Annotated in this window: 14 protein-coding genes and 1 tRNA gene; 10 read left to right on the forward strand and 5 right to left on the reverse strand. The window is 72.6% G+C overall.

The window, feature by feature from the left end:
• Window positions 1-7 precede the first annotated feature (7 nt).
• Window positions 8-460, reverse strand: a complete 453-nt coding sequence (locus BA062_RS24765; RefSeq protein WP_110340745.1) for an SRPBCC family protein — start codon at window positions 458-460, stop codon at window positions 8-10.
• 36 nt (window positions 461-496) lie between these two features.
• Here BA062_RS24765 and BA062_RS24770 point away from each other — a divergent pair, with 36 nt between their 5' ends.
• Together BA062_RS24770 and BA062_RS24775 are read left to right on the forward strand one after the other, a co-directional pair.
• The gene (locus BA062_RS24770; protein WP_110341004.1) at window positions 497-2,434 is read left to right on the forward strand and encodes an FUSC family protein; all 1,938 of its coding nucleotides are present in this window, start codon (window positions 497-499) and stop codon (window positions 2,432-2,434) included.
• A gap of 55 nt (window positions 2,435-2,489) precedes the next feature.
• Entirely contained in the window at window positions 2,490-2,744 is a 255-nt protein-coding gene (locus BA062_RS24775) for an antitoxin (protein ID WP_110340747.1), read from the forward strand.
• Between the two features lie 9 nt (window positions 2,745-2,753).
• Here BA062_RS24775 and BA062_RS24780 read toward each other — a convergent pair whose 3' ends face one another.
• Together BA062_RS24780 and BA062_RS24785 are read right to left on the reverse strand one after the other, a co-directional pair.
• Complete coding sequence (locus BA062_RS24780) at window positions 2,754-3,731, reverse strand: prephenate dehydrogenase (protein ID WP_110340750.1); 978 nt, start codon at window positions 3,729-3,731, stop codon at window positions 2,754-2,756.
• 9 nt (window positions 3,732-3,740) lie between these two features.
• Window positions 3,741-4,970, reverse strand: coding sequence for a M20 metallopeptidase family protein (locus BA062_RS24785; RefSeq protein ID WP_110340752.1), 1,230 nt, complete (start codon window positions 4,968-4,970; stop codon window positions 3,741-3,743).
• A 73-nt stretch (window positions 4,971-5,043) separates the two neighbouring features.
• On the opposite strand from BA062_RS24785, the gene BA062_RS24790 reads away from it, so the two are divergent.
• The 4 genes from BA062_RS24790 (at window position 5,044) to BA062_RS24805 (ending at window position 9,094) form a co-directional block, all read left to right on the forward strand.
• Window positions 5,044-5,526, forward strand: a complete 483-nt coding sequence (locus BA062_RS24790) for a tRNA adenosine deaminase-associated protein (protein WP_110340754.1) — start codon at window positions 5,044-5,046, stop codon at window positions 5,524-5,526.
• Window positions 5,523-6,008 carry a nucleoside deaminase gene (locus BA062_RS24795; protein ID WP_110340756.1) on the forward strand — a complete coding sequence of 162 codons (486 nt, stop codon included), beginning with the start codon at window positions 5,523-5,525 and terminating at the stop codon, window positions 6,006-6,008. The genes BA062_RS24790 and BA062_RS24795 overlap by 4 nt, the downstream gene beginning before the upstream one ends.
• 23 nt (window positions 6,009-6,031) lie before the next feature.
• Window positions 6,032-6,119, forward strand: a tRNA-Ser gene (locus tag BA062_RS24800).
• Between the two features lie 134 nt (window positions 6,120-6,253).
• Window positions 6,254-9,094, forward strand: coding sequence for a PQQ-dependent sugar dehydrogenase (locus BA062_RS24805; RefSeq protein ID WP_110340758.1), 2,841 nt, complete (start codon window positions 6,254-6,256; stop codon window positions 9,092-9,094).
• Window positions 9,095-9,146: 52 nt separating this feature from the next.
• On the opposite strand, the gene BA062_RS24810 is transcribed toward BA062_RS24805, so the two are convergent.
• The gene (locus BA062_RS24810) at window positions 9,147-11,582 is read right to left on the reverse strand and encodes a helix-turn-helix transcriptional regulator (RefSeq protein WP_245959986.1); all 2,436 of its coding nucleotides are present in this window, start codon (window positions 11,580-11,582) and stop codon (window positions 9,147-9,149) included.
• Window positions 11,579-12,814, reverse strand: coding sequence for an Hsp70 family protein (locus tag BA062_RS24815; RefSeq protein ID WP_110340760.1), 1,236 nt, complete (start codon window positions 12,812-12,814; stop codon window positions 11,579-11,581). Before BA062_RS24815 ends, BA062_RS24810 begins: the two co-directional genes overlap by 4 nt.
• Window positions 12,815-13,065: 251 nt before the next feature.
• Between BA062_RS24815 and BA062_RS24820 the strand changes: the two genes are divergently transcribed.
• From BA062_RS24820 to BA062_RS24835, 4 genes are all read left to right on the forward strand, one after another.
• Window positions 13,066-14,475: an IniB N-terminal domain-containing protein gene (locus BA062_RS24820; protein WP_110340762.1), complete on the forward strand. Its 1,410-nt coding sequence runs from the start codon at window positions 13,066-13,068 to the stop codon at window positions 14,473-14,475.
• A 97-nt stretch (window positions 14,476-14,572) separates the two neighbouring features.
• A complete protein-coding gene (locus tag BA062_RS24825) occupies window positions 14,573-16,375 on the forward strand; it encodes a dynamin family protein (RefSeq protein WP_110340764.1) in 1,803 nt (600 codons plus the stop codon).
• The gene (locus BA062_RS24830; RefSeq protein ID WP_110340766.1) at window positions 16,372-17,631 is read left to right on the forward strand and encodes a GTPase; all 1,260 of its coding nucleotides are present in this window, start codon (window positions 16,372-16,374) and stop codon (window positions 17,629-17,631) included. The genes BA062_RS24825 and BA062_RS24830 overlap by 4 nt, the downstream gene beginning before the upstream one ends.
• Before the next feature lie 260 nt (window positions 17,632-17,891).
• Entirely contained in the window at window positions 17,892-20,276 is a 2,385-nt protein-coding gene (locus tag BA062_RS24835) for an endonuclease/exonuclease/phosphatase family protein (protein WP_245959987.1), read from the forward strand.

Raw genomic sequence — 20,276 nt, forward strand, 5'->3', positions numbered from 1 at the left:
GGGGCGGTCATGCGCGCTCGGCGGCGGCGGTCAGGCGGGTGGCGAGGAAGCGGACCGCCGTGTGCAGGGCGGTGCGCAGCAGCGGGCCCGTGCCGGGGACGCGTTCGGTGAAGGAGCCTCGCCAGGTGAGGTCGGTCCCACCTGCGTCGTTCGGCGTGAACAGCACCTCGGCGCGGTAGTCGCGCACGGGTGCGCTCGCGTCGGCGAACGTGTAGACGTGCCTGTGGGGCGGCTCGTAGACCACGGTCTGCTCGCCGAGCAGCACCGGCCACAACCCCACCCTGCGCACGGCGCCCACCCCGCCCGGCGCCTGCTCGCCGCGACGGGCCCAGCTCGACTGCAGCACCAGCGGGCGTGCCCAGCTCGACCACCGCTCGCCGTCGGTCTCCAGCCGGAACAGGGTCTCCGGCGCCGCGGTGCTGGTGCGCCGCACCTCGAACGCGAACGTCTTGCCAACCATCGCAGCGAAGATACGGGAATGGGCGAAGATGACGGGGTGAGCTCGACCCGTGCCGACCTGCCCGCGCCGCGCTGGCTCGTTCACCTCCTCCGCTCGACCCCCGCTCCGATCCCGTGGGCGAGAGCGGTGCGCGCGGCACTCGCGCTGGCGGTGCCGATCGCGGTGGGCTTCGCGTTCGACGAGCTCCAGCTCGGTGCGCTCGTCTCCAGCGGCGCCCTGCCGACCGTGCTCGCCGACGCCGCGGGCCCCTACCGCTACCGCGCGGTGCGGCTGTGCGGAGCGGCGGCGGCCGCGGTCATCGGGTTCTCGCTCGGCCTGCTCACCGGTGGCGAGCTGGCCCTGTCGATCCCGCTCGTCGTGGTCGTCTCGGCCGTGTCGGCGCTGATCAGCGCGGCGGGCAACAATGCGTCCATCGCGGCCCTGCAGCTGTTCGTGTTCACCGTGCTCGGCACCGGTCAGCACACCGTCGGCACGGAGGCAGAGGCGGCGCTCGCGTGCTTCGTCGGCGGTGCGGCGTGGGGACTGGTCGTGGCGCTCGCGGGCTGGACGGTGCACGCCACGTCGCCCGAGCGGCACGCCGTCGCCCAGGTCTACATCGAGCTGGCCGCGCTGCACTCCGCGCAGGACGAGGCGACCTCGCTCGCCTCGCGCCAGCAGCTCACGGCCGCCATGAACACCGCCTACGACCGGCTGCTCTCCGCCCGGTCGTGGCTGTCAGGGCGCGACGTCACCTACCGCAAGCTCCTGAACCTGCTCTCCGCCAGCACGCCCGCCGTCGAGGCCTCGGTGGCGATGGTCAACGCGGGCGCACGCGCGCCGAGGGACGTCATCGAGCACTTCACCGACCTGGCCACGGCCGTGCTCGCGGATGCTCCGCTGCCCGAGCCGCCCCGCAGCGAACACCCCGACCCCGCCGTCGCCGCGCTGTACCACGCCCTCGGCAAGATCAGCACCGAGCAGGAGCGCCAGCGCAGGGACCGCGTACCCGCGCGCACGCGCATCAGCGAGTGGCTGAGCCTCTTGGCCTCCGGTCCGCTCACGTGGATCGCCGCGCTGCGGTTGACGCTGTGCGTGGCACTGGCCGAGCTCGTCAGCCTGCTCGTGCCGGTCGAGCGCTCCTACTGGATCACGCTCACCGTCGGCATCGTGCTGAAACCCGACTTCGGCTCGGTATTCGGCAGGGCGATCCTGCGCGGACTCGGCACGGTGGTCGGTGTTGGCATCGGCGCCGCCGTGCTGGGCATCGGCACGAGCGGACTGGGGCTGGTGGTGCTCGTCGCGCTGTTCGCGGCCGGCGCGGCCATCGGCAAGGTCCGCAACTACGGCATCCTCAGCGCGTTCGTGACACCGCTGATCATCGTCCAGATGGACCTGACCGCGGGTGGGGACTGGCCGCTCGTGCTCGCGAGGCTCGTCGACACCGTCATCGGCTGCGCCATAGTCCTCGTGTTCGGCTACCTGTTGTGGCCGGGCAGCAGGAAGCCGCGCGTCGGCGGGCGCCTGGCCGAGGTCGCCGACACGGTCGCGCTCTACGTCGAGTACGGGCTCCGGGCGGCCGAGACACCGCAGGAACGGGCCGAGCGGTCGAGGCGGCGGCGCCGGGCGTATCGCGGGCTCGCCGACCTGCGGACGGCGTTCCAGCAGCTCGTGGTGGAGCCCTCCCCGGCGGGGCGCCAGGCCGCGGCGTGGTGGCCCGCGATCGTGGCGCTGGAGCAGCTCACCGACGCCGTCACGGCGGTGCTGGTGACGATCGAGCACGGCGCCGAACCACCCGCCGAGAAGGACGTCCGCCTGCTCGTCGAGGGGCTGGATGAGCTGGCCGCCGCAGTGCGCGAGCAGCGCGAACCCGCCGATGTCGACCTGCCCGGAGACGAGGAACTGTCCGGCATCGCCGACCAGCTCGAAAACGCGCTCGACGCCGTCCGGGGGCCGGATTTCACCAGGTCACGCTTCACTTTCCGGCGCCGAGGGTGACCACGAAGGGAGTCCTCCCGTTGCGCTCGGCCCTGGATGCTGGTGGATTGGGTACATGGGCATCAACTTCAACGAGCTCAAGAAGAAGGCTCAGGACGCACTGAGCAAGAACAGCGACAAGGTCGAACAGGGTCTCGACAAGGCGAGCGGCTTCGCCAAGTCGAAGTTCGGCAACAAGTCCGACCAGATCGACAACGCGACCAAGAAGGCCAAGGAGTTCCTGCACAAGAACGCGGGCGGCGAAGGCGGCGGCCAGCCGGGCCAGGGCGGTCCGCAGACCCCGCCTCCGAACCCGCCGCAGAACCCGTAACCGCTGGAGTCAGCCCACCTCACCGGTCAGGACGTCGCCGTCCAGGCCGGTGATCCGGCCACCACGCTCGCCGAGCGCGAGCAGCCCGTCGCGAGCGTCGGGCGCACCGAGATCGACGCGGACCCCGGTGCGTGGGGCCGTCCTGTGCTTGTCGAGCCTCTGCAGGCCCTCGTGCCCGGCGTCGATGGTCGCCGCGAGCCCGCCCGTCGACGCGAGTGACCCGCGCGCGGCGCCGAGCTTGCCGAGCGCCTCGTCGAGCACGGGCAGCAACGCCGCGCGGTTGCCCTCGGTCATGGCCCGCACCAGCTCGGGCCGGGTGCCCGCCACGCGGGTGCCGTCGGCGAACGAACCGGCGGCGAGCGCGGCCGCGAGCGGACCGCCGTAGGCGCCGACGGACGCGAGCACCGCCGCGAGCAGGTGCGGCAGGTGCGAGATCCGGGCCACCACCTCGTCGTGCGCGGCGGCGCGCAGCGGCACCACGTGCGCACCCGCGTCGAGCGCGAGCGCGGCGACCTCCCGCCACGCGCCGAGCTCGGTGTCCTCCTCCACGCAGGCCACCCACGCGGCACCGGAGAACAGCGTCGGCGTGCCGGCCGCCCAGCCCGACCGCGCCGTGCCCGCCATCGGATGCCCACCGCAGTACCGAGCCCGAGGCGCGAGCCTGCGGACCGCGTCGAGCACGGGCAGTTTCACGCTCGTCACGTCGGTGAGCAGGCAACCCGGTGCGTGCTCACCGACGAGGGCCAGCACGTCGTCGACGGCCGGCAGCGGCACCGCGAGCACCACGAGCGCGTCGCGTTCCCCCGCTCTGCGCAGGGCTGCCACCACGTCGATGGTCGCGTCGTAGCCGTCTGCCACCGCCGCCTCGACGTCCACAGTGGACCGCGTTGCTCCCCATGCGGTCCTGCCTGCCGCCGAGGCGGCCCGCAGCACGGAACCGCCGATGAGCCCGAGTCCGATCACGCACACGTCACGCACGGCGCCCATCCTGCCGTATCAGCGCAAGGCGTCCAGTGCGAAGGCCGCGTACATGGCCACGCCGTTCGCCATCGCGGCCTCGTCGTAGTGGACCCGGTTCGAGTGGTTGGGCGCGGCCTCCTCCGGCGCGGTGTCCGGCGGGCACGCGCCGAGGAACGCGAACGCGCCCGGCACCCGTTGCAGCACGTAGGAGAAGTCCTCCGCGCCCATGATCGGGTCGGCCATCTCCACGACGTTGTCCGCGCCGAGCACCTCGCCGGCCAGCTCCAGCACCCGGGCGGCCTCGCCGGCGTCGTTGACCGTGGTCGGGTAGCCGGGCTCGATGTCGGGCAGCACGCGGCAGCCGTGCGCTGCCGCGACGCCCTCGCACACCTTGTGCAGCTCGGCGTGCACCAGCGAGCGCGTGCGCTCCGACAGCGTGCGGATGGTGCCCTCCAGCACCGCGGTCTCCGGGATGACGTTGGTGGTGGTGCCCGCCTCGATCCTGGTGACCGACAGCACCGCGGGGTCGAAGACGCCGATCCGGCGCGTGATCATCGTCTGCAGTGCACCCACCATCGCGGCCGCCGCCGGCACGGGGTCCACGGCGTTCTGCGGCATCGAGCCGTGCCCGCCCCTGCCGGTGACCTTCACGTGGAAGCTGTCCGCCGACGCCATGATCGGACCCGGCCTCGTGGCGAGTCGCCCGCTCGGCAGGTTGGCGAAGATGTGCAGCCCCAGTGCGCGTTCCACCCGCGTTCCCGCCGCGTCGAGCACACCCTCGTGGATCATGTGCCGGGCTCCGTGATAACCCTCCTCGCCCGGCTGGAACATGAACACCACCGAGCCGGCCAGCTCCTCGGTGCGGCCCGCGAGCAGCCGCGCCGCCGAGGCGAGCATCGCGACGTGCGTGTCGTGACCGCACGCGTGCATCGCACCGGCTACTTCGGACGCGTACTCCGCGCCGGTGTCCTCCGGCATCGGCAGCGCGTCCATGTCCCCGCGCAGCAGCACGGCGGGTCCCGGCCGCGCGCCGCGCAGCACGGCCGTGACCGAGGTGGTCGAGCGCCCGCGCGTGATCTCCAGCGGCAGGTCGCCGATGGCCTCCAGCACCGCTTCCTGCGAGCGGGGCAGGCTCAGCCCGATCTCCGGATGCCGGTGCAGCCGCCTGCGCAGGGCGATCGTCGTCAGTTGGAGGGCTTCGGCCTCGGCGCGCAGCCCGGCGAAGCGGGCGTCGGGCAGGGAGGGCAACTCGGTGGGTCCCGTCATGGCTCGATATTGACACGGACCCGGTTGTGGTTTCGGCGATCGGCGAGGGGGTCCGCGGGTATACGGTGGGCGCATGGCGGTGAAGGAGCCGATCACGGGGTTCGCGGTGGCCGTCGTGCGCGAGGACGGCAAGTGGCGATGCAGCCCGCTCGACACGGCCGCGCTCAGCGAACTGGACGCCGCGATCACGGAGCTGCGGAAGTTGCGCTCGACCGGTGCGGTCTTCGGCCTGCTCGCCGTCGACGACGAGTTCTTCGTCATCGTCCGGCCGACACCTGGCGGTGCGTCGTTGCTGTTGTCCGACGCTGCGGCCGCACTGGACTACGACATCGCGGCCGACGTGCTGGACCTGTTGCGCGTAGAACCACCCGACGAGGACGACGACGTGATCTGGCCCGAGGGCGACCTCGAGGTGCTGGCCGATCTCGGCATGCCCGGCCCCGAGCTGGAGGTCATCGTCAACGAGGTCGAGCTGTACCCGGACGAGCAGCTGCAGATGATCGCCCAGCGCTGCGGGTTCGCCGACGAGTTCGGCAAGCTGCTCGACGACCTGTGAGGCCGGGCGACACCGACGCCGTGCGGGCGGCCATCCGCGCGGCGCGGCGCGCGACCGGCACCGAGGACGTCCCGATCGGCGCGGTGGTTCTCGCTCCCGACGGCACCGAGCTGGCCAGCGCGCACAACGCCCGCGAGGAGCTCGGTGATCCCACGGCACATGCGGAGGTGCTGGCGCTGCGGGCGGCGGCGAGCCGCTTCGGTGACGGCTGGCGGCTGGAGGGCTGCACGCTCGCGGTGACGGTGGAGCCGTGCACGATGTGCGCGGGCGCGCTGGTGCTCGCGCGCGTCGCGCGGCTGGTGTTCGGGGCGTGGGAGCCGAGGACGGGCGCGGTCGGCTCGCTGTGGGACGTGGTGCGCGACCGGCGGCTGAACCACCGGCCGGAGGTGGTCGGCGGGGTGCTGGCCGGGGAGTGTTCGGCGCTGCTGGAGGATTTCTTCGCTGGCAGGCGCGGACCTGGTGACCCGTTCGAAGCGCGCTGAGCCGATGCAGTATCGTATCCGGCGGTAGCGTGTCCGAGCGGCCGAAGGAGCACGACTCGAAATCGTGTGACGGGTGATCCCCGTCCGTGGGTTCAAATCCCACCGCTACCGCTCTCGATCGGGGCGGGCATTCCACGTGGATGCCCGCCCCGATCGCATTCCAGGGTTTTACGCACTGTGGTCACAGTCGAATTACTTCACTCAATCGGGTGAAACATTCTCACTCGATCTAGCGAAAAGCGGGCATGTCGTCCGCATGGAAGCGTTCGTTCTCGCGCGCGTTTGCGCTGTTCGGGGTCACCCTCATGGCCCTGGGCCTGCTGGTCGGGCTGCCACCCCGACAGGCCGCCGCCGTGCCCGCCCTGCCCGACGGGTTCGTGCTGAGGGACCAGCAGAGCGGCCAGGAAGCCTTCGACCTCACCGACTTCGCCTACCTGCCCGACGGCAGCGTGCTCACCACCGGCAAGCGCGGCAAGCTCGCCTGGGTCTCGGCCGACGGCACCCGCACCAGGACGGTCGCCACGCTCGCCGTGGAGACAGTTCAGGACATGGGCCTCGTCGGCCTCGCCGTCGCGCCCGACTACGAGACCTCCCGCAAGATCTACCTGGCCCGCTCGGTACCCACCGGCGGCGGCGCCTACAACATCCGCCTCGCCGCCTGGACCGTCACCGGTACCGGTGAGCCGACGGGCATCACCGGCGAGACCACGCTGCTGCAGGTGCCCGGCGACGCCACCGTGCACGGCATCACGGGCATCATCCCCGCCGACGACGGCACGCTCTGGGTCTCGATCGGCGACATCGCCCACTTCGTCGGCACCGACACCAAGGCGCTGCGCGCACTCGACATCGACGCGGTGCAGGGCAAGATCCTGCACATCCTGCCGAACGGCAACGGTGTCCCCGGCAACCCGTACTACGACGCCGCGAACCCCGGTTCGGCCAGGAGCAAGGTGTTCGCCAGCGGCTTCCGCAGCCCGTTCCGGTTCTCCCTCGACCCCCGCACCGGCCTGCCCGTGGTCGGCGACGTCGGCTACCAGACGTGGGAAGAGGTCGACCTCGTCAAGCCCGGCTTGAGCTACGGCTGGCCGTGCTGGGAGGGCAACTCGCGCACACCCGGCTACAGCAACCTCGCCGCGTGCACGGGCGTCGGCAACACCGCGCCGCTCGTGGCCTACCACCACGGCGGCGACATCGACCAGGGCAACAGCGTCACCGGCGGCATCTTCTACACCGGCACGTCCTATCCGGAGCAGTACCGGAACACGTACTTCTTCGGTGACTACGTCGGCAAGAAGCTGTGGACGATGCAGTTCACGCCGCAGGGCACGGTCACGAGGCCGAGGGAAAACCCGCCCTTCGGCACCGACATCGGCGGCCCGGTGAAGTTCGCGACCGGACCCGGTGGTGACATCGTCTACGCCGACATCATGTCGGGGCGGCTGCGCAGGCTGAGCTACGTGCCGGGTAACTCCGAGCCCGTGGCGAAGGCGTCCACCAGCACCGACCCGGCCACCCGCACGGTGACCTTCGACGCGTCCGAGTCCATCGACTACGACGGCGACCGGCTCACATACGAGTGGGACTTCGGCGACGGCACCACCGGCACCGGCGTGACCGCGACCCACACCTACCCGGCGGCACCGGAGACGTTCACCGCCCGGCTGACCGTGACCGACCCGCTGGGGCTCGCCGCGAGCATCGACATCACCGTGGTTCCGGGCAACTACGCCCCCGTGATCACACCCGTGACACCGGAGGGCCTCGACTTCGCCGTCGGCGAGCAGGTCGAGGTGACGGTGAACGCGACCGACGCCGAGGACGGCCCCCTCGCCGTGGAGTGGACCAGCGCCGTGGTGCACTGCGCCGAGGAGGACACCTGCCACGCGCACAGCGGTCCCGCCGGCGAAGGCCCCACGGTGAGCATGCCGTTCACCGACCACCCGGACTCGCGGATGGAGTTCACGGCCAGGGCGACCGACAGCGACGGGGTGTCCACGACCTACACCTACGTGGCCGCGCCGAGGGAACACCGCGTGACACTCACCAGCAACGTGCCGACCGCCCTGGAGATGCCCGACGAGGGCGTCGGCGGCAGCACCGCGATGGTCACCGAGGGTGCGCTGCTGAAGATCGAGGCCGCGGGCACCGCCAGCGACGGGCTCTCGACGTTCGCGCGGTGGACCGACGGACCGACCACGGCGACGCGCACGATCACGATGGGCGAGAGCGACCTGACGCTCAACGCCGAGTACGCGACCCCGGTGCAGCAGCGCTACGACTCCGATCCCGGGTTGCGCTCGGTGCTCGGCTCGCCGGTGGGACCCGAGGTGATCGAGGGCGGCGTGTACTACCGCACCTACGCGAACGGGCGGCTCTACTGGTCGGCGCCGACGGGCACGAAGGCCGTGATGGGCGCCATCTACGACCGCTACCTCGCGCTCGGCGCGCACCGCACGCTCGGCCCGCCGACGATCGACGAGACGGCGACCCCTGACGGCGTCGGCCGGTACAACCACTTCGCAGGCCTGCCCGGCGGCGGGCCGGCGTCGGTCTACTGGACGCCGAGCACCGGTGCACATGGCATCTGGGGCGAGATCCGCAAGAAGTGGGCGGCGCTGGGCTGGGAGAAAGGTCCGCTCGGCTACCCGACCACGGACGAGACGGCGACGCCGGACCGGGTCGGCCGGTACAACCATTTCTCGAAGACCGGCTCGATCTACTGGACCCCGGCCACGGGTACGCACGGCATCTGGGGCGAGATCCGGAAGCGGTGGGCGGCGCTGGGCTGGGAGAACGGTCCGCTCGGCTACCCGACCACCGACGAAGGGAAGACCCCCGACGGCCGCGGCCGGTACAACCACTTCTCCAAGACCGGTTCGATCTACTGGACCGCCGGCACCGGCGCCCGGGACATCTACGGTGCGATCCGGACTCGCTGGGCCTCGCTCGGCTGGGAACGCTCCTACCTCGGCTATCCGACGAGCGGCGAGTTCGCCATCACGGGCGGCCGCAGGAACAACTTCCAGCACGGCTACATCCAGTGGACCGCCGCGACGGGAGCCGTGATCGACCGGAGGTACTAGCCGACTGCAGTGAAGGCCACCTTCACTGCGTTCAACGCAGGCAAGGTGGCCTTCACTGCGTTGGGCGAGAGGTGAGCAGGGCGCGGAGCTGGGCCAGCAGGTCGCTGCGGCTCGTGGCTCCGAGGCGCTGGCGCATGCGGGCCATGTGGTGCTCCACGGTCTTCGCCGAGATGAACAGCTGGTCGCCGACCTGCTTGTACGTCATGCCGGACACCACCAGCTCGGCGACCTGGGCTTCGCGCTCGCTCAGCCTCGGGGTGCCGCCCGCGTCGGTCACCGCCTCGCCGGGCTCCCGGCCTCGCAGCTCACGGGCGCAGTCCAACAGCGACACCATCGCGGAGCGGTCGGTGGTGCGGATCGCCGCCTGGCCCGCGAGCCGCGCGGCGTCCCAGCGCAGCCCGTTGTCGTAAAGGCCCCGCGCCGCCGCATCGACCCGCTCGGCGTCGACCTCGCCCGCGATCACGTGCAGCCAGCAGTCCGCGGCCGCGGCCACTACGGCGTGGAACGCGCTGTGCCCCGCCGCCGAGCTCAGGGCGGTGACGTGTTCGCGCGCCTCCTCGGGCTGCTCGGCCATGATCGCGGCGTGCAAACCGCTCCAGTGCAGCGGCGATGTCCACAGTGGAGGGTCGCCCAACGAGTCGAGCAGCCGCCACGCCTGGCGCAGGTGGTGGGCGAGCCGCTCGCGGTCGCCGAGCCGCGCGGCCGCGACCGCGAGCTCGCCGAAGGGCAGCAGCGTGAACAGGTCGACGGGATGCCTGATGACCGCGTCGCACGCCTCGCCCCAGACGGTGCGCAGGCCGGTGAGGTCGCTCGTCCGGCGCGCGAGTGCGGCCCGCAGGCCCGCGGCGAACAGCCAGTCTCGTGGCGAAAGGTTGGTGCCCGCCGTGGCGAGCCGCTCCGCCGCGAGGTCGGTGTTGCCACGCAACACCGAGATCCAGCCGAGCAGCAACCGGTGGCGCGGGGCCAGTGCAGCACCTCCGGACTCCGCCGCGACGGCCCGCTCCAGCAACGTCTCCGCGATCCCCAGCTCACCGCAGTTGATGCCGACGAGCGCGCCGAGCGCGGAAGGGCTGTCGGGCAGCAGCGCCGAGCGGCCGACGGGTTCCAGCATCTCCGCCGAGCTGACCAAGGTGGACAATGCCGCGGCGGGCGGCCCCGACACCGATTCGAGCACGCCCTGTGCCGCGGCGGTCATGGCGCCGGAGAGCAGCGTCGGCGGCTCGTCGGCGTCGGCGGGCGGGTCGAGTGCCCGCTCCGCGTCGGCGAGACGCCCGTTGCCGAGCAACCCGATGGCGGCGTACACAGTGGACAGCCGCGTGCCGGACCAGCGGAACAGCTCCGCGCTGCGGGCCAGCTGACCGAGGTGCACGAGCGCGGTGCCCGCCACCCGTGCGCCCTCCCTGCGATCGCGTGCCTTCGCGTCGGCGATCACCTGGTCGGCCAGCCGCGCCGCCGTGGTGAGGTCGCCGGCCCGCGCGGATGCCTCGGCCCAGCGCGTGCCGACGTCGGTGAGGGGCAGGCCCGCGGACACGGCGGCGTCGAAAAGACGCGCGGCCAGTGCGGGATCGGTCTCGGCCGCCTCGTCGGCCGCCGCCTCGAACGCGGCCGCCGGGTCCGGTCCGGTGAGCCCGCTGCCGAGCAGAGGCCGCACGAGGGAGAGCACGGGGCCGCGCCGGTCGAGCTGAAGCCGCACGAGCCGCTGGTAGACGGTGAGCCTCCGGTCGGAGGGAACGAGCGCGGCGAGCGCGCGCCTCGCGATGGGCAGCAGAGTGCCGTCGGGGCCGAGCAGCCCGGTCGAGCGGGCGGCGTCGACGGCACCGGCGACCTCGTTCTCGGTCCTGCCGAGCAGGCCCGACAGCAGTGCGGCGTCGAGCCCGGCGCCCGCCTCGGCGGCGAGCAGGACCACGAGGGTCTCGGGCGCGAGCCGGTCGAGTTCGGGCCGGAACTCCGCGAGCGCGGCCGAGGGAACCTCCGCCTCGGGTTCCAGGACACCCGCGAGGCGGGTGACGAACCCGGGTACGCCCGCGGTCTCGGTGTGCACGAACTCGGCGAGCCCGGCGTGTGCCCGCCCGAGCAGGGCCGCGATCCGGCGACGGTCCAGCGGACGCAGGACGATCTGCCCGCGCAGCCGGGCGAGTGCCGCGTCGAGCACGGGCGACCTCGGCCACGGGCGGGCCGCGATCACGAGCCCGGTGCGGTCGTCGGCCGCCAGCTCGCTCAGCTCGGCGAGGCCGGTGTCGCCCAGTTCGTGGGCGTCGTCCACCAGCACCAGCTCCGCGCCGCCGGTGTGCTCGCCGAAACGGGCGACCGGCAGGCCCGAGCGGGTGCGGGCACCGGCGAGATGGTCGAGCAACGCGGTCTTGCCGTAGCCGCCGGGCGCGACGATCGCCAGCCGCGCCGGCGCGAGCCGCCCGCTCGCGACGGCCGCGCACAGCTCGCGCGTCGGCTCGTCGAGCAGGAGTGCGGTCCTGATCCCGGTAAGGCTCACCGTTCCTCGTCCCGGTTGGTGGTCGAAGCGGCCTTGCGGGCCAGCGAGAACCGGCGCTTCGGCGGCTCGAGCGGCGTGATCTCCACGGGCGGTCGTTCCGGTGGCGGTTCGATGTCGTCGAGGTCGTCGCCGCGGTACACCACGGGCAGCTCGTACGAACCCGAGACGAGCGACGTCGACGTGCTCTCCTTCGCGGGTTCCGGCTCCGGCACTGGCCGGGCGGCGAGCGCCGCGCCCCGGCACAGGGCAGTACCGGGGTCGTGGTCGACCGCGACCGGGCACGACAGCATCGTCTCCGCGAGCTCCGCCGCGAGGGGGGTCCGCGCCGTGCCGCCCACCAGCACCGCCGCGGCGAGATCCCCGGACGGCACCGTGGCGGCGAGCCGCTCCAGCGACGCGATCGCCGAGGCCAGCGCGGGCCGCGCCAGCTCGTCGAACTCGGCGCGGGTGAGGGGCACGTCGTCGAGCACCATCGTCTCGGGCACCTGCGAGAGCCGCTCCTTGGCCGCAGTGCACGCAGCGCGCAGCCGCGCCATCGCGGCCGGGTCCGTCTCGTCGGCTCCCGCCGCGCGCACGAGCCGCCGGACCAGCAGGTCGTCCAGGTGTGCGCCCGCGGCGTGCTCGGGACCCTCCGTGTGGGCGAGCAACTCGAAGCCGCGCGGGCCCCTGCGCAGCAGCGCCGCCTCGGTGCCCTCCCCGCCGATGCGGCAGACCGCCAGTGTCGCGCCCACCTCCACGTGCTCACGGGCGTGGTGACTCTCCGCGGCCGCGATCGGGCTCGGCAGCGCCAGCACCGCGGGCAGCTGGGCGGCGTCGAGCGCCTCGTGCAGCGCCCCGCGCCGGTGCCCTGACCAGCCGGGCGGATGGGTCACCACGATCCGCTCGGGATCGGTGCCCTCGGCGTCGGCGACGCGGTCGGCCACCCAGCCGATCAGCGCGGCGGCGAGCGTCTCGGCCGGATACGACCTGTCACCGAGCACGAACGGAACGGCGTCGCCGGTGCGGCGAAGCGGGCCACGGGCGATCCGGTCGGGCTCCGTCGCCGCCCGCCGCAACGCGGCCTGACCGGTGAGGACGTCACCGTTCGGCCCGACGTGCAACACCGAGTCGAGCCACGGGAACCCACCCCCGAGGGGGACCACCTCGGGGCGCCCCCAGTGGGCTCCGCCGGACCTGCAGACGGCCGCGGTGGTGCGCGTGGTGCCGAGATGGACACCCAGGACATAGCGCATTTTCCGCGGTTTCCTCACGTTCTTGTCTGGTGGCCGGGCCGGACGTGCGTCCTTTCGTACCAAAGCCCTGCGGCCGAATGACACCCCCCGCCCGGCCGGGCGCCGATCCCCTAATCCCCTAACGGATCCCCCCATCCGTGGCGTGGACAACAGGGAGTGATCCCCGATGACCTCCCCGTGGCCGACGCATAACTTGCTCGGGTCGGCGTCCCCGAGCGCCCAGAACATCCCCCCACGAATTGGAGATCTAGTTGTCCATCCACGAGGAGCAGACGCTGCACGACTTCGTGCTCGGCCTGCTGAACGACCCCACCTCGCGGCTCGAGTTCACCCAGGACCCGACGCACGTGCTCGAATGCGCGGGCCTCGGTGACATCACCGCGCAGGACGTGCAGGAAGTCGTCCCGCTCGTCATGGACTACAGCGGCCGGCTGCCCGGCGCCGACGCGCTCGGTGGCGACCTCCCCGTCGACGTCGCCGGTCTCGACGGCGCGATCGCGCAGCTGCGCACCGTCGCCGACGCCGCGGGCCAGGGCCGTTCCGACGACAGCCTCGACCTGGGCGGGTTCGACGCCAACCTGGGCGGCACCGCCGACGGCATCGCCGGTTCGGGCGAGCTGTTCACCGACCAGCTCGACGCCGTCGGCGCCGCCACCGCCTCCCTCGAGGGTGGCGCGGTCGCCTCGGCCGTCGACTCCGACGCCGGTTCCGGCGAGCTCGCCGGTGAGGCCAGCGAGGACGGCGCGAGCTTCGCCTCCAGCTCCGACTCGATCGTCGGCCACTTCGCGGGCATCGGTGGCGCCGGCCTGGAGAGCGCGGGCGGCGCACTGGCCTACGAGGGCGACGCGGCGACCGGCAGCGGCATGGTCGACGCGAGCCTCGAGGGCGTGACCGGTGACCTGTCGTTCGTCACCGAGCAGGGTGGCGTCGCGGGCTTCGCCCAGGGCAGCACCGACGGTGCCGCCGGTGGCGTGGCGCTTGAGAGCGAGGCCGTCGAGGCTGAAGGCATCGCCGGCGGTTCGACCGACGAGTTCGCCGCCGGTGGCGAGCTGGAGTCGTCGCTGGGCACCTACGGTCTCGAGTTCACCGGCGAGCCCGCCGACGCGCCGCTGCCGGACTTCGCCACCACTGGCGACCTCGCCGGCGCCCTGGACTCCGACAGCCTGACCCGCGGCGCCGAGCCGACCGCCAGCGCGCTCGCCACCTACGTCACCTCGGACGGCGCCGCCCTCGGCGGTCTCGCCCCGGTGCAGCTGCCCGCCGCCGGCCAGCTCCCCGCCGAGCTGCCCGAGGCCCGCGGCGACCTGCCGGCCGACGCCGGTGACCTGCCGGTCGACGTGCCGGGCGCCGCCGTCCCGTCGCTGCCGGACCCCGGCTCGCTTCCCGTGGACGTGCCCGCTGACCTGCCGGCCGGTCTCCCGGCCGACCTGCCCGCGGACCTGCCCGCCGGTCTCCCGGCCGACCTGCCCACCGAGCTGCCGGAGCTGCCGGTCGCCAACCCGCTGCCCGCGGGCCGCGCGGACCTCCCGGCCGACGTTCCCAACCCGGTCGACACGGTCACGGAGGGCGTCGGTTCGAGCCCGGTTAGTGACGCCACGAACGCCACCGACGCGCTGCCTGCTGACCTGCCGAGCACCGGTGACCTGGACCTCGGTCTCTGAGGACAGAACTGATATCGGAGTGGTAACGAGCTGGGCTCGGGCGAATCACGGGCCCAGCTTCCACTGCGGAGAGTGACCGAGGCACACTCTTCGTCCGATGATGGCTTCGCCCTGGCTCGGCGTCCTGGATGACACCATCCAGGCGTGCGGAGCACACGCACGACCGGACCTGGTCGAGCGCCTTCGGTCCCGCCGCGCAGAGCTGGCGGGACCGAAGGTGCGCGTGCTCGTGCTCGGCGAGTCGGGCCAGGGCAAAAGCCAGCTGATCAACGGCCTCGTCAACGCCCCGGTGTGCGCCGTCGGCGACGACGTCACCACCTCGGTCCCCGCCGTCGTCCAGCACGCCGAGGCCCCGGCCGCCGCGATCGTCACCGGCGACGAGGGCCGCAGCCTCGAAGGTCCCGGCCGGGTCCCCGCCCCCGTCGAGTCGGTGACCGCAAGGGCCAACCGCGACAGCGGCGCCGTGCGGGCCGAGATCGGCCTGCCGCGCAAGCTCCTCGAGACGGGCCTCGCACTCGTCGACTCCCCGCCCATCGGCTCCCCGGCCTCGCAGCACACCCACCGCACACTCGCGGTGCTCCCGCAGGCCGACGCGGCGCTGCTCGTCTCCGACGCGACGAAGGAACTCTCCCCCTCGGAGCTCGACCTCATCGGCAGGGTGCAGCGGTTCTGCCCCACCGTCGCCGTCGTGCTCACCAAGACCGACCTCGTGCCCGGCTGGCGCCGCGTCGCCGAACGCAACCGCGCCCGCCTCGAACAGGACGGACTCGCCGCGCCCGTGATCCCGGTGTCGGCGTCGCTGCGCCTCGCCGCCGCGAAGAGCGGAGACAAGGCCCTCAACGAGGAGTCCGGCTACGGCGCACTCGTCCGGTACCTGCACCAGGACCTCATGGGCCACGTCGACCTGCTGCGCAGGCGTTCGGTCGCCGCGCTGATCCACATGACCGTCGAGCAGCTCGGCGCGCCCCTGCGGGAGCGGCTCGCCGAGCTGCGTGAGGGCGGGACCGACGAGCTGACGGCACGCTGGCGGGCCGCGGGCAACCGCCTGGAGGAGCTGCAACGCGAGTCGGCGCGCTGGCAGACCGTGCTCTCCGACGAGGTCGCCGACCTCATCGCCGACCTCGACTTCGACCTGCGCGAACGCACGCGCCGGATCCTGCGCGAGGCCGAGGAGTACTTCGAGGTCGCCGATCCGGCGAAGGACTGGCCCGAGTTCGAGGAGTGGCTCAGGGACAACCTGAGATCGGTCGCGGAGACGAACTCGAACTGGCTGCTCGACCGGTTCGAGTGGATCGCCCGCAAGATCGCCAGGCAGGTCGCGCCCCGCACCGGCGACGTCCTGCCGGAAGCCCTGCTGGGCGCGGAGTCCCGCGACCACATCGGCGACCTGCGGATGCCGAACGTCGAGCGGTTCGGCCTCGGGCAGAAGCTGTTCGTCGGCATGCGCGGCTCCTACAGCGGCCTGCTCATGTTCGGGCTGGCGACGACGTTGGCCGGCATGCCGCTCATCAACCCGATTTCGCTCGGCGCCGGTGCCGCGTTCGGTGCGAAGAGCATCTTCGAGGAGCGGGGCAACCGGCTCAAGCGGCGTCAGGCCGCGGCGAAAACGGCCGCGCACCGGCACGTGGACGACTTCTTCCTCACCTACGGCAAGCAGAGCAAGGACACGGTCCGCCTCATCCACCGCGAGCTGCGCGACCGCTGCACGACCGTCGCGCACGAGCTGCGAACCGAGATCGCCGACACGGCCAAGCGCATCAAGCAGGTCATCGACGCCGACACCGCCGAGCGCGGGGCCAGCGCGCGGGAACTGGCCCGCGCGATCGAGCAGCTGAACCTGCTGTACCGGCGAGGGCACGCGCTCGCGACCACTCACGCCGTCCGAGGGCTGACGGCGTGAACCTGCCGGAGCTGACCTGGTCGCTGCTCAACCGGGCGCTGGACGCGTACGCGGACAGCCCGAGGGCCACGAACTGGCTGCGCGGCCACCTCGCGCGGTTCACGGAACCGCTGCGGCTGGCTGTGACCGGACCGCACAAATCCGGCCGCTCGACGTTGGTGAACGCGCTTGCGGGCCAGGTCGTGGCGAACGGGCCGGAGCCGACGCGGCATCACGTGCCCGCGACCCGCTCGCAACCGGCGCTGATGCTGATCGACACCCCGCCGGTGGACGCCGAGGCCGCCGAACCGGGCTCCCTCGAGCGGATCTGCCTGGAAGCCGACGCGGTGCTGTACCTGATCGGCCACCCGCACAACGCCGACCCGTCGTTCCTGCGGACGGTGCAGGATCACCCGGTCGCCAGAGCGGCCCCGGTGAACGCGCTCGTGGTCCTCTCCCGTGCCGACGAACTCGGCGGGGGCCGGGTCGACGCGCTCATCTCGGCGCGGCAGGTGGCGCGCCGCTACCGCAGGGAGACCGAGCTGGCCGGCCTGTGCCAGGACATCGTGCCGGTGGCCGGTCTCGCGGCACAGGCGGGCCGCACCATGACCGAAACCGAGTTCGAGACGTTCGCGGCGCTCGCCGCCGTTCCGAAGGCCGAGCTGGAGCCGCTGTTGCTGTCCGCCGACCGGTTCTCCGCCGAGGAGGCGCGCGCGGCGTTGCTCTCGAGGTTCGGGCTGTTCGGCGTCCGGCTCGCGGCCACCCTGGTCCGTGGCGGTGTCGACAGTCAGGCCGGGCTCGCCGCGCAGCTGCTCCAGCGCACCGGGCTTTCCGAACTGCGCGACGCGATAGCGCGGTACTTCACCGACCGGGTGGGGGTGCTCAAGGCTCGATCGGCGCTGATCGGGCTCGAGGTGGTGCTGCGGATGGAGCCCCGGCCCGCCGCGGCGCCGCTGGTGACGGAGCTGGAACGGCTGCTCGCGGGGGCGCACGAGTTCGCCGAGCTGCGGATGCTCGCGGCGTTGCGTACGGGTCGCGCGCGGCTGCCGGAGGAGCTCAAGGAGGAGGCGTTGCGGCTGATCGGCGGCTACGGCGACGACCCGCCCACCCGGCTGGGGGTGGCCGGCCCGGAACCGCAGCTGCGGCAGGCGGCCTTCGGCGCGTTGCGGCTGTGGCAGCAGTACGCCGAGAACCCGGTGCTCGGCGCGGCGGAGCGCAGGGCGGCGCTGACCGTCGTCCGAAGCTGCGAGGCGATGGCGATGGCACCCGGCCTGTAGCCGCGCGGCGTGCTGGCGCTGCTCACCGATCGCATGGGCGGAAGCCGCCGTTCGACCTCGCCGAGCTCGATCCCACGGTGTTCGGGCTGCTGGCCAACGAGCTCGACGAGCGCACGAACGTCGAAGCGCCCGCCGAGGAGACGACGGCCCACCTCGAATTCAGGGCGAAGGCCGCGGAACGGGGACAGCGGTCGAGACCGATTCCTGATCCGTACCCGGAAGTCCTTCCGCCGTTCACCCGACTGGGTAAAGATCTCCCGGTGACCACACTCTTCCGCCGCGCGACCGTCGTCGCCACCGTGGCGGGCTTGGCCGTGATCGCCGCGCCCGCCACCGCAGTCCCCAGTTCAGGCCCGGTGATCGCCGAGGTCTACGGCGGGGGCGGCAACTCCGGCGCCACCCTGACCAACGACTTCGTGGAGCTGGCGACCGTGGGGACGGCGCCCGCGAGCCTGGACGGGCTGAGCGTTCAGTACCTGCCGGGTTCGCCGAGCGCTTCGAGCCGCTGGCAGGCGACCGCGCTGAGCGGCGCCGTCGAGCCGGGCGCGCGCTACCTGGTGGCACAGGCCAAGGGCTCGGGCGGCACGGTCGCGCTGCCCGAGGCCGACGCGGTGGGCTCGATCGCGATGGCGGCCGGGTCCGGCACCGTCGCGCTCGTGACGGGCACGACGCCGCTGACGTGCCTGACGGCCGCGGACTGCGCGGCCGACTCCCGGATCGTCGACCTCGTCGGCTACGGCAGCGCGGTGGTGCGGGAGACCGGCCCGGCGCCCTCGGCGAGCAACACCACGTCCGTCGCGCGCGGAACACTGGCCGACACCGACGACAACTCGGCCGACTTCGCCGCGGGCGATCCGACGCCGGTCAACGCGGCCGGCGAGACGCCCGGCGGTGGCGGCCCGGAGCCCACCGACGCGCGCATCCACGACGTGCAGGGCACCACGCGGCTGTCGCCGCTGACCGGCGAGACCGTACGGGTGCCCGGCATCGTCACCGCGACGCGGACCTTCGGCTCCGCGCGCGGTTTCTGGCTGCAGGACCCCGAACCCGACGACGACCCCCGCACCAGCGAGGGGATCTTCGTCTTCACCGGCTCGAGCACACCCTCGGTCGCGCCCGGTGACGCGGTGACCGTCACCGGCCGGGCCGCCGAGTACTACCCGGCATCGGGCGCGCAGTCGCTCACCCAGCTGACCGGTGCCACGTGGACGGTCGGGTCCCGCGGCAACGAGGTTCCCGAACCGCTGGCCATCACCGAGGGCACGCTCCCCGGCGAGCTCGCCCCGCAACCGGGCGGCAACATCGAGGGCCTGCCGCTGGAGCCCGAGCGGTACTCGCTGGACTTCTGGGAGGCGCACGAGGGCGAACTCGTGAGCGTCACCGACGTGCGGGCGGTCAGCCGCAGCACCGACTACAACGAGCTGTACGTGACGACCAAACCGGACGAGAACCCGAGCGCGCGCGGCGGCGCGCTGTACCTCGGCTACGACCGGCCCAACACCGGCATCATCAAGATCGAGTCGCTGATTCCCTTCTCGCAGCGGCCGTTTCCGCAGGCCAACACCGGCGACACGCTCGCGGGTGTGACCTCGGGCCCGGTGGAGTACGACAGCTTCGGCGGCTACACGCTCATGGCCAACGTGCTCGGCGAGGTCAAGGACAACGGACTCGAGCGCGAGGTCACGCGAAAGCAGCGGGCCGGTGAGCTCGCCGTGGCGACCTACAACGTCGAGAACCTGTCGGCCCTCGACGACCAGGCCAAGTTCGACGCGCTCGCCCGCGGTGTCGTGGAGAACCTGGCGGCGCCGGACATCGTGACCCTGGAGGAGATCCAGGACAACAACGGTGCCGAAGGGGTCGACGACGGCGTGATCGCGGCCGACCAGACGCTCGCCCGGTTCGTCGACGCCATCGTGGCCGCGGGAGGCCCCCGCTACGAGTGGCGGCAGATCGATCCCCAGGACATGACCGATGGCGGCGAGCCTGGCGGCAACATCCGCGTTGGCTTCCTGTTCAACCCCAAGCGGGTGTCCTTTGTGGATCGCCCTGGCGGGGACGCCACGACAGCCGTGAAGGTCGTCCGCAAGGCCGTCCGGGCACAGCTGTCGATCTCGCCCGGCCGCATCGACCCGGGCAACGCCGCGTGGGAGGACAGCCGCAAGCCGCTCGCCGGTGAGTTCCGGTTCCGCGGCCAGACGGTCTTCGTGGTCGCGAACCACTTCGCGTCCAAGGGCGGCGACCAGCCGACGCACGGTGTCAGCCAACCGCCGGTCCGCGGCTCCGAGGTGCAGCGACTGCGGCAGACCGAGGTGTTGCGCGGCTTCGTGGACGAACTCCTGGCCGCCGACCGCTGGGCGAACGTCGTGGTGGCGGGCGATCTGAACGACTTCCAGTTCTCCCCGACGATCGGCAAGCTCCGCGGCCCGCTGGAGGTCCTCATCGACACCCTGCCGAAGCGCGAGCGCTACAGCTACGTCTACGACGGCAACTCCCAGGTGCTCGACCACATGCTGATCTCGCGGGCGCCGTACGGCGTCGACTACGACGTTGTGCACATCAACGCCGAGTTCGCCGAGCAGGCCAGCGACCACGACCCGCAGGTGGTGCGCTTCCGCCCGGGCGACTGGTGGTCGTGGTGGCTGTGA

Source organism: Prauserella flavalba (assembly GCF_003202235.1).
Taxonomy (GTDB): domain Bacteria; phylum Actinomycetota; class Actinomycetes; order Mycobacteriales; family Pseudonocardiaceae; genus Prauserella_A; species Prauserella_A flavalba.

Bases quoted from the DNA above. Each gene is read 5' to 3' on its own strand.
- BA062_RS24775 (WP_110340747.1), top strand. From the start codon at position 2,490: ATGGGCATCAACTTCAACGAGCTCAAGAAGAAGGCTCAGGACGCACTG.
- BA062_RS24785 (WP_110340752.1), bottom strand. From the start codon at position 4,970: ATGACGGGACCCACCGAGTTGCCCTCCCTGCCCGACGCCCGCTTCGCC.
- BA062_RS24790 (WP_110340754.1), top strand. From the start codon at position 5,044: ATGGCGGTGAAGGAGCCGATCACGGGGTTCGCGGTGGCCGTCGTGCGC.
- BA062_RS24780 (WP_110340750.1), bottom strand. From the start codon at position 3,731: ATGGGCGCCGTGCGTGACGTGTGCGTGATCGGACTCGGGCTCATCGGC.
- BA062_RS24765 (WP_110340745.1), bottom strand. From the start codon at position 460: ATGGTTGGCAAGACGTTCGCGTTCGAGGTGCGGCGCACCAGCACCGCG.
- BA062_RS24825 (WP_110340764.1), top strand. From the start codon at position 14,573: ATGATGGCTTCGCCCTGGCTCGGCGTCCTGGATGACACCATCCAGGCG.
- BA062_RS24815 (WP_110340760.1), bottom strand. From the start codon at position 12,814: ATGCGCTATGTCCTGGGTGTCCATCTCGGCACCACGCGCACCACCGCG.
- BA062_RS24805 (WP_110340758.1), top strand. From the start codon at position 6,254: ATGTCGTCCGCATGGAAGCGTTCGTTCTCGCGCGCGTTTGCGCTGTTC.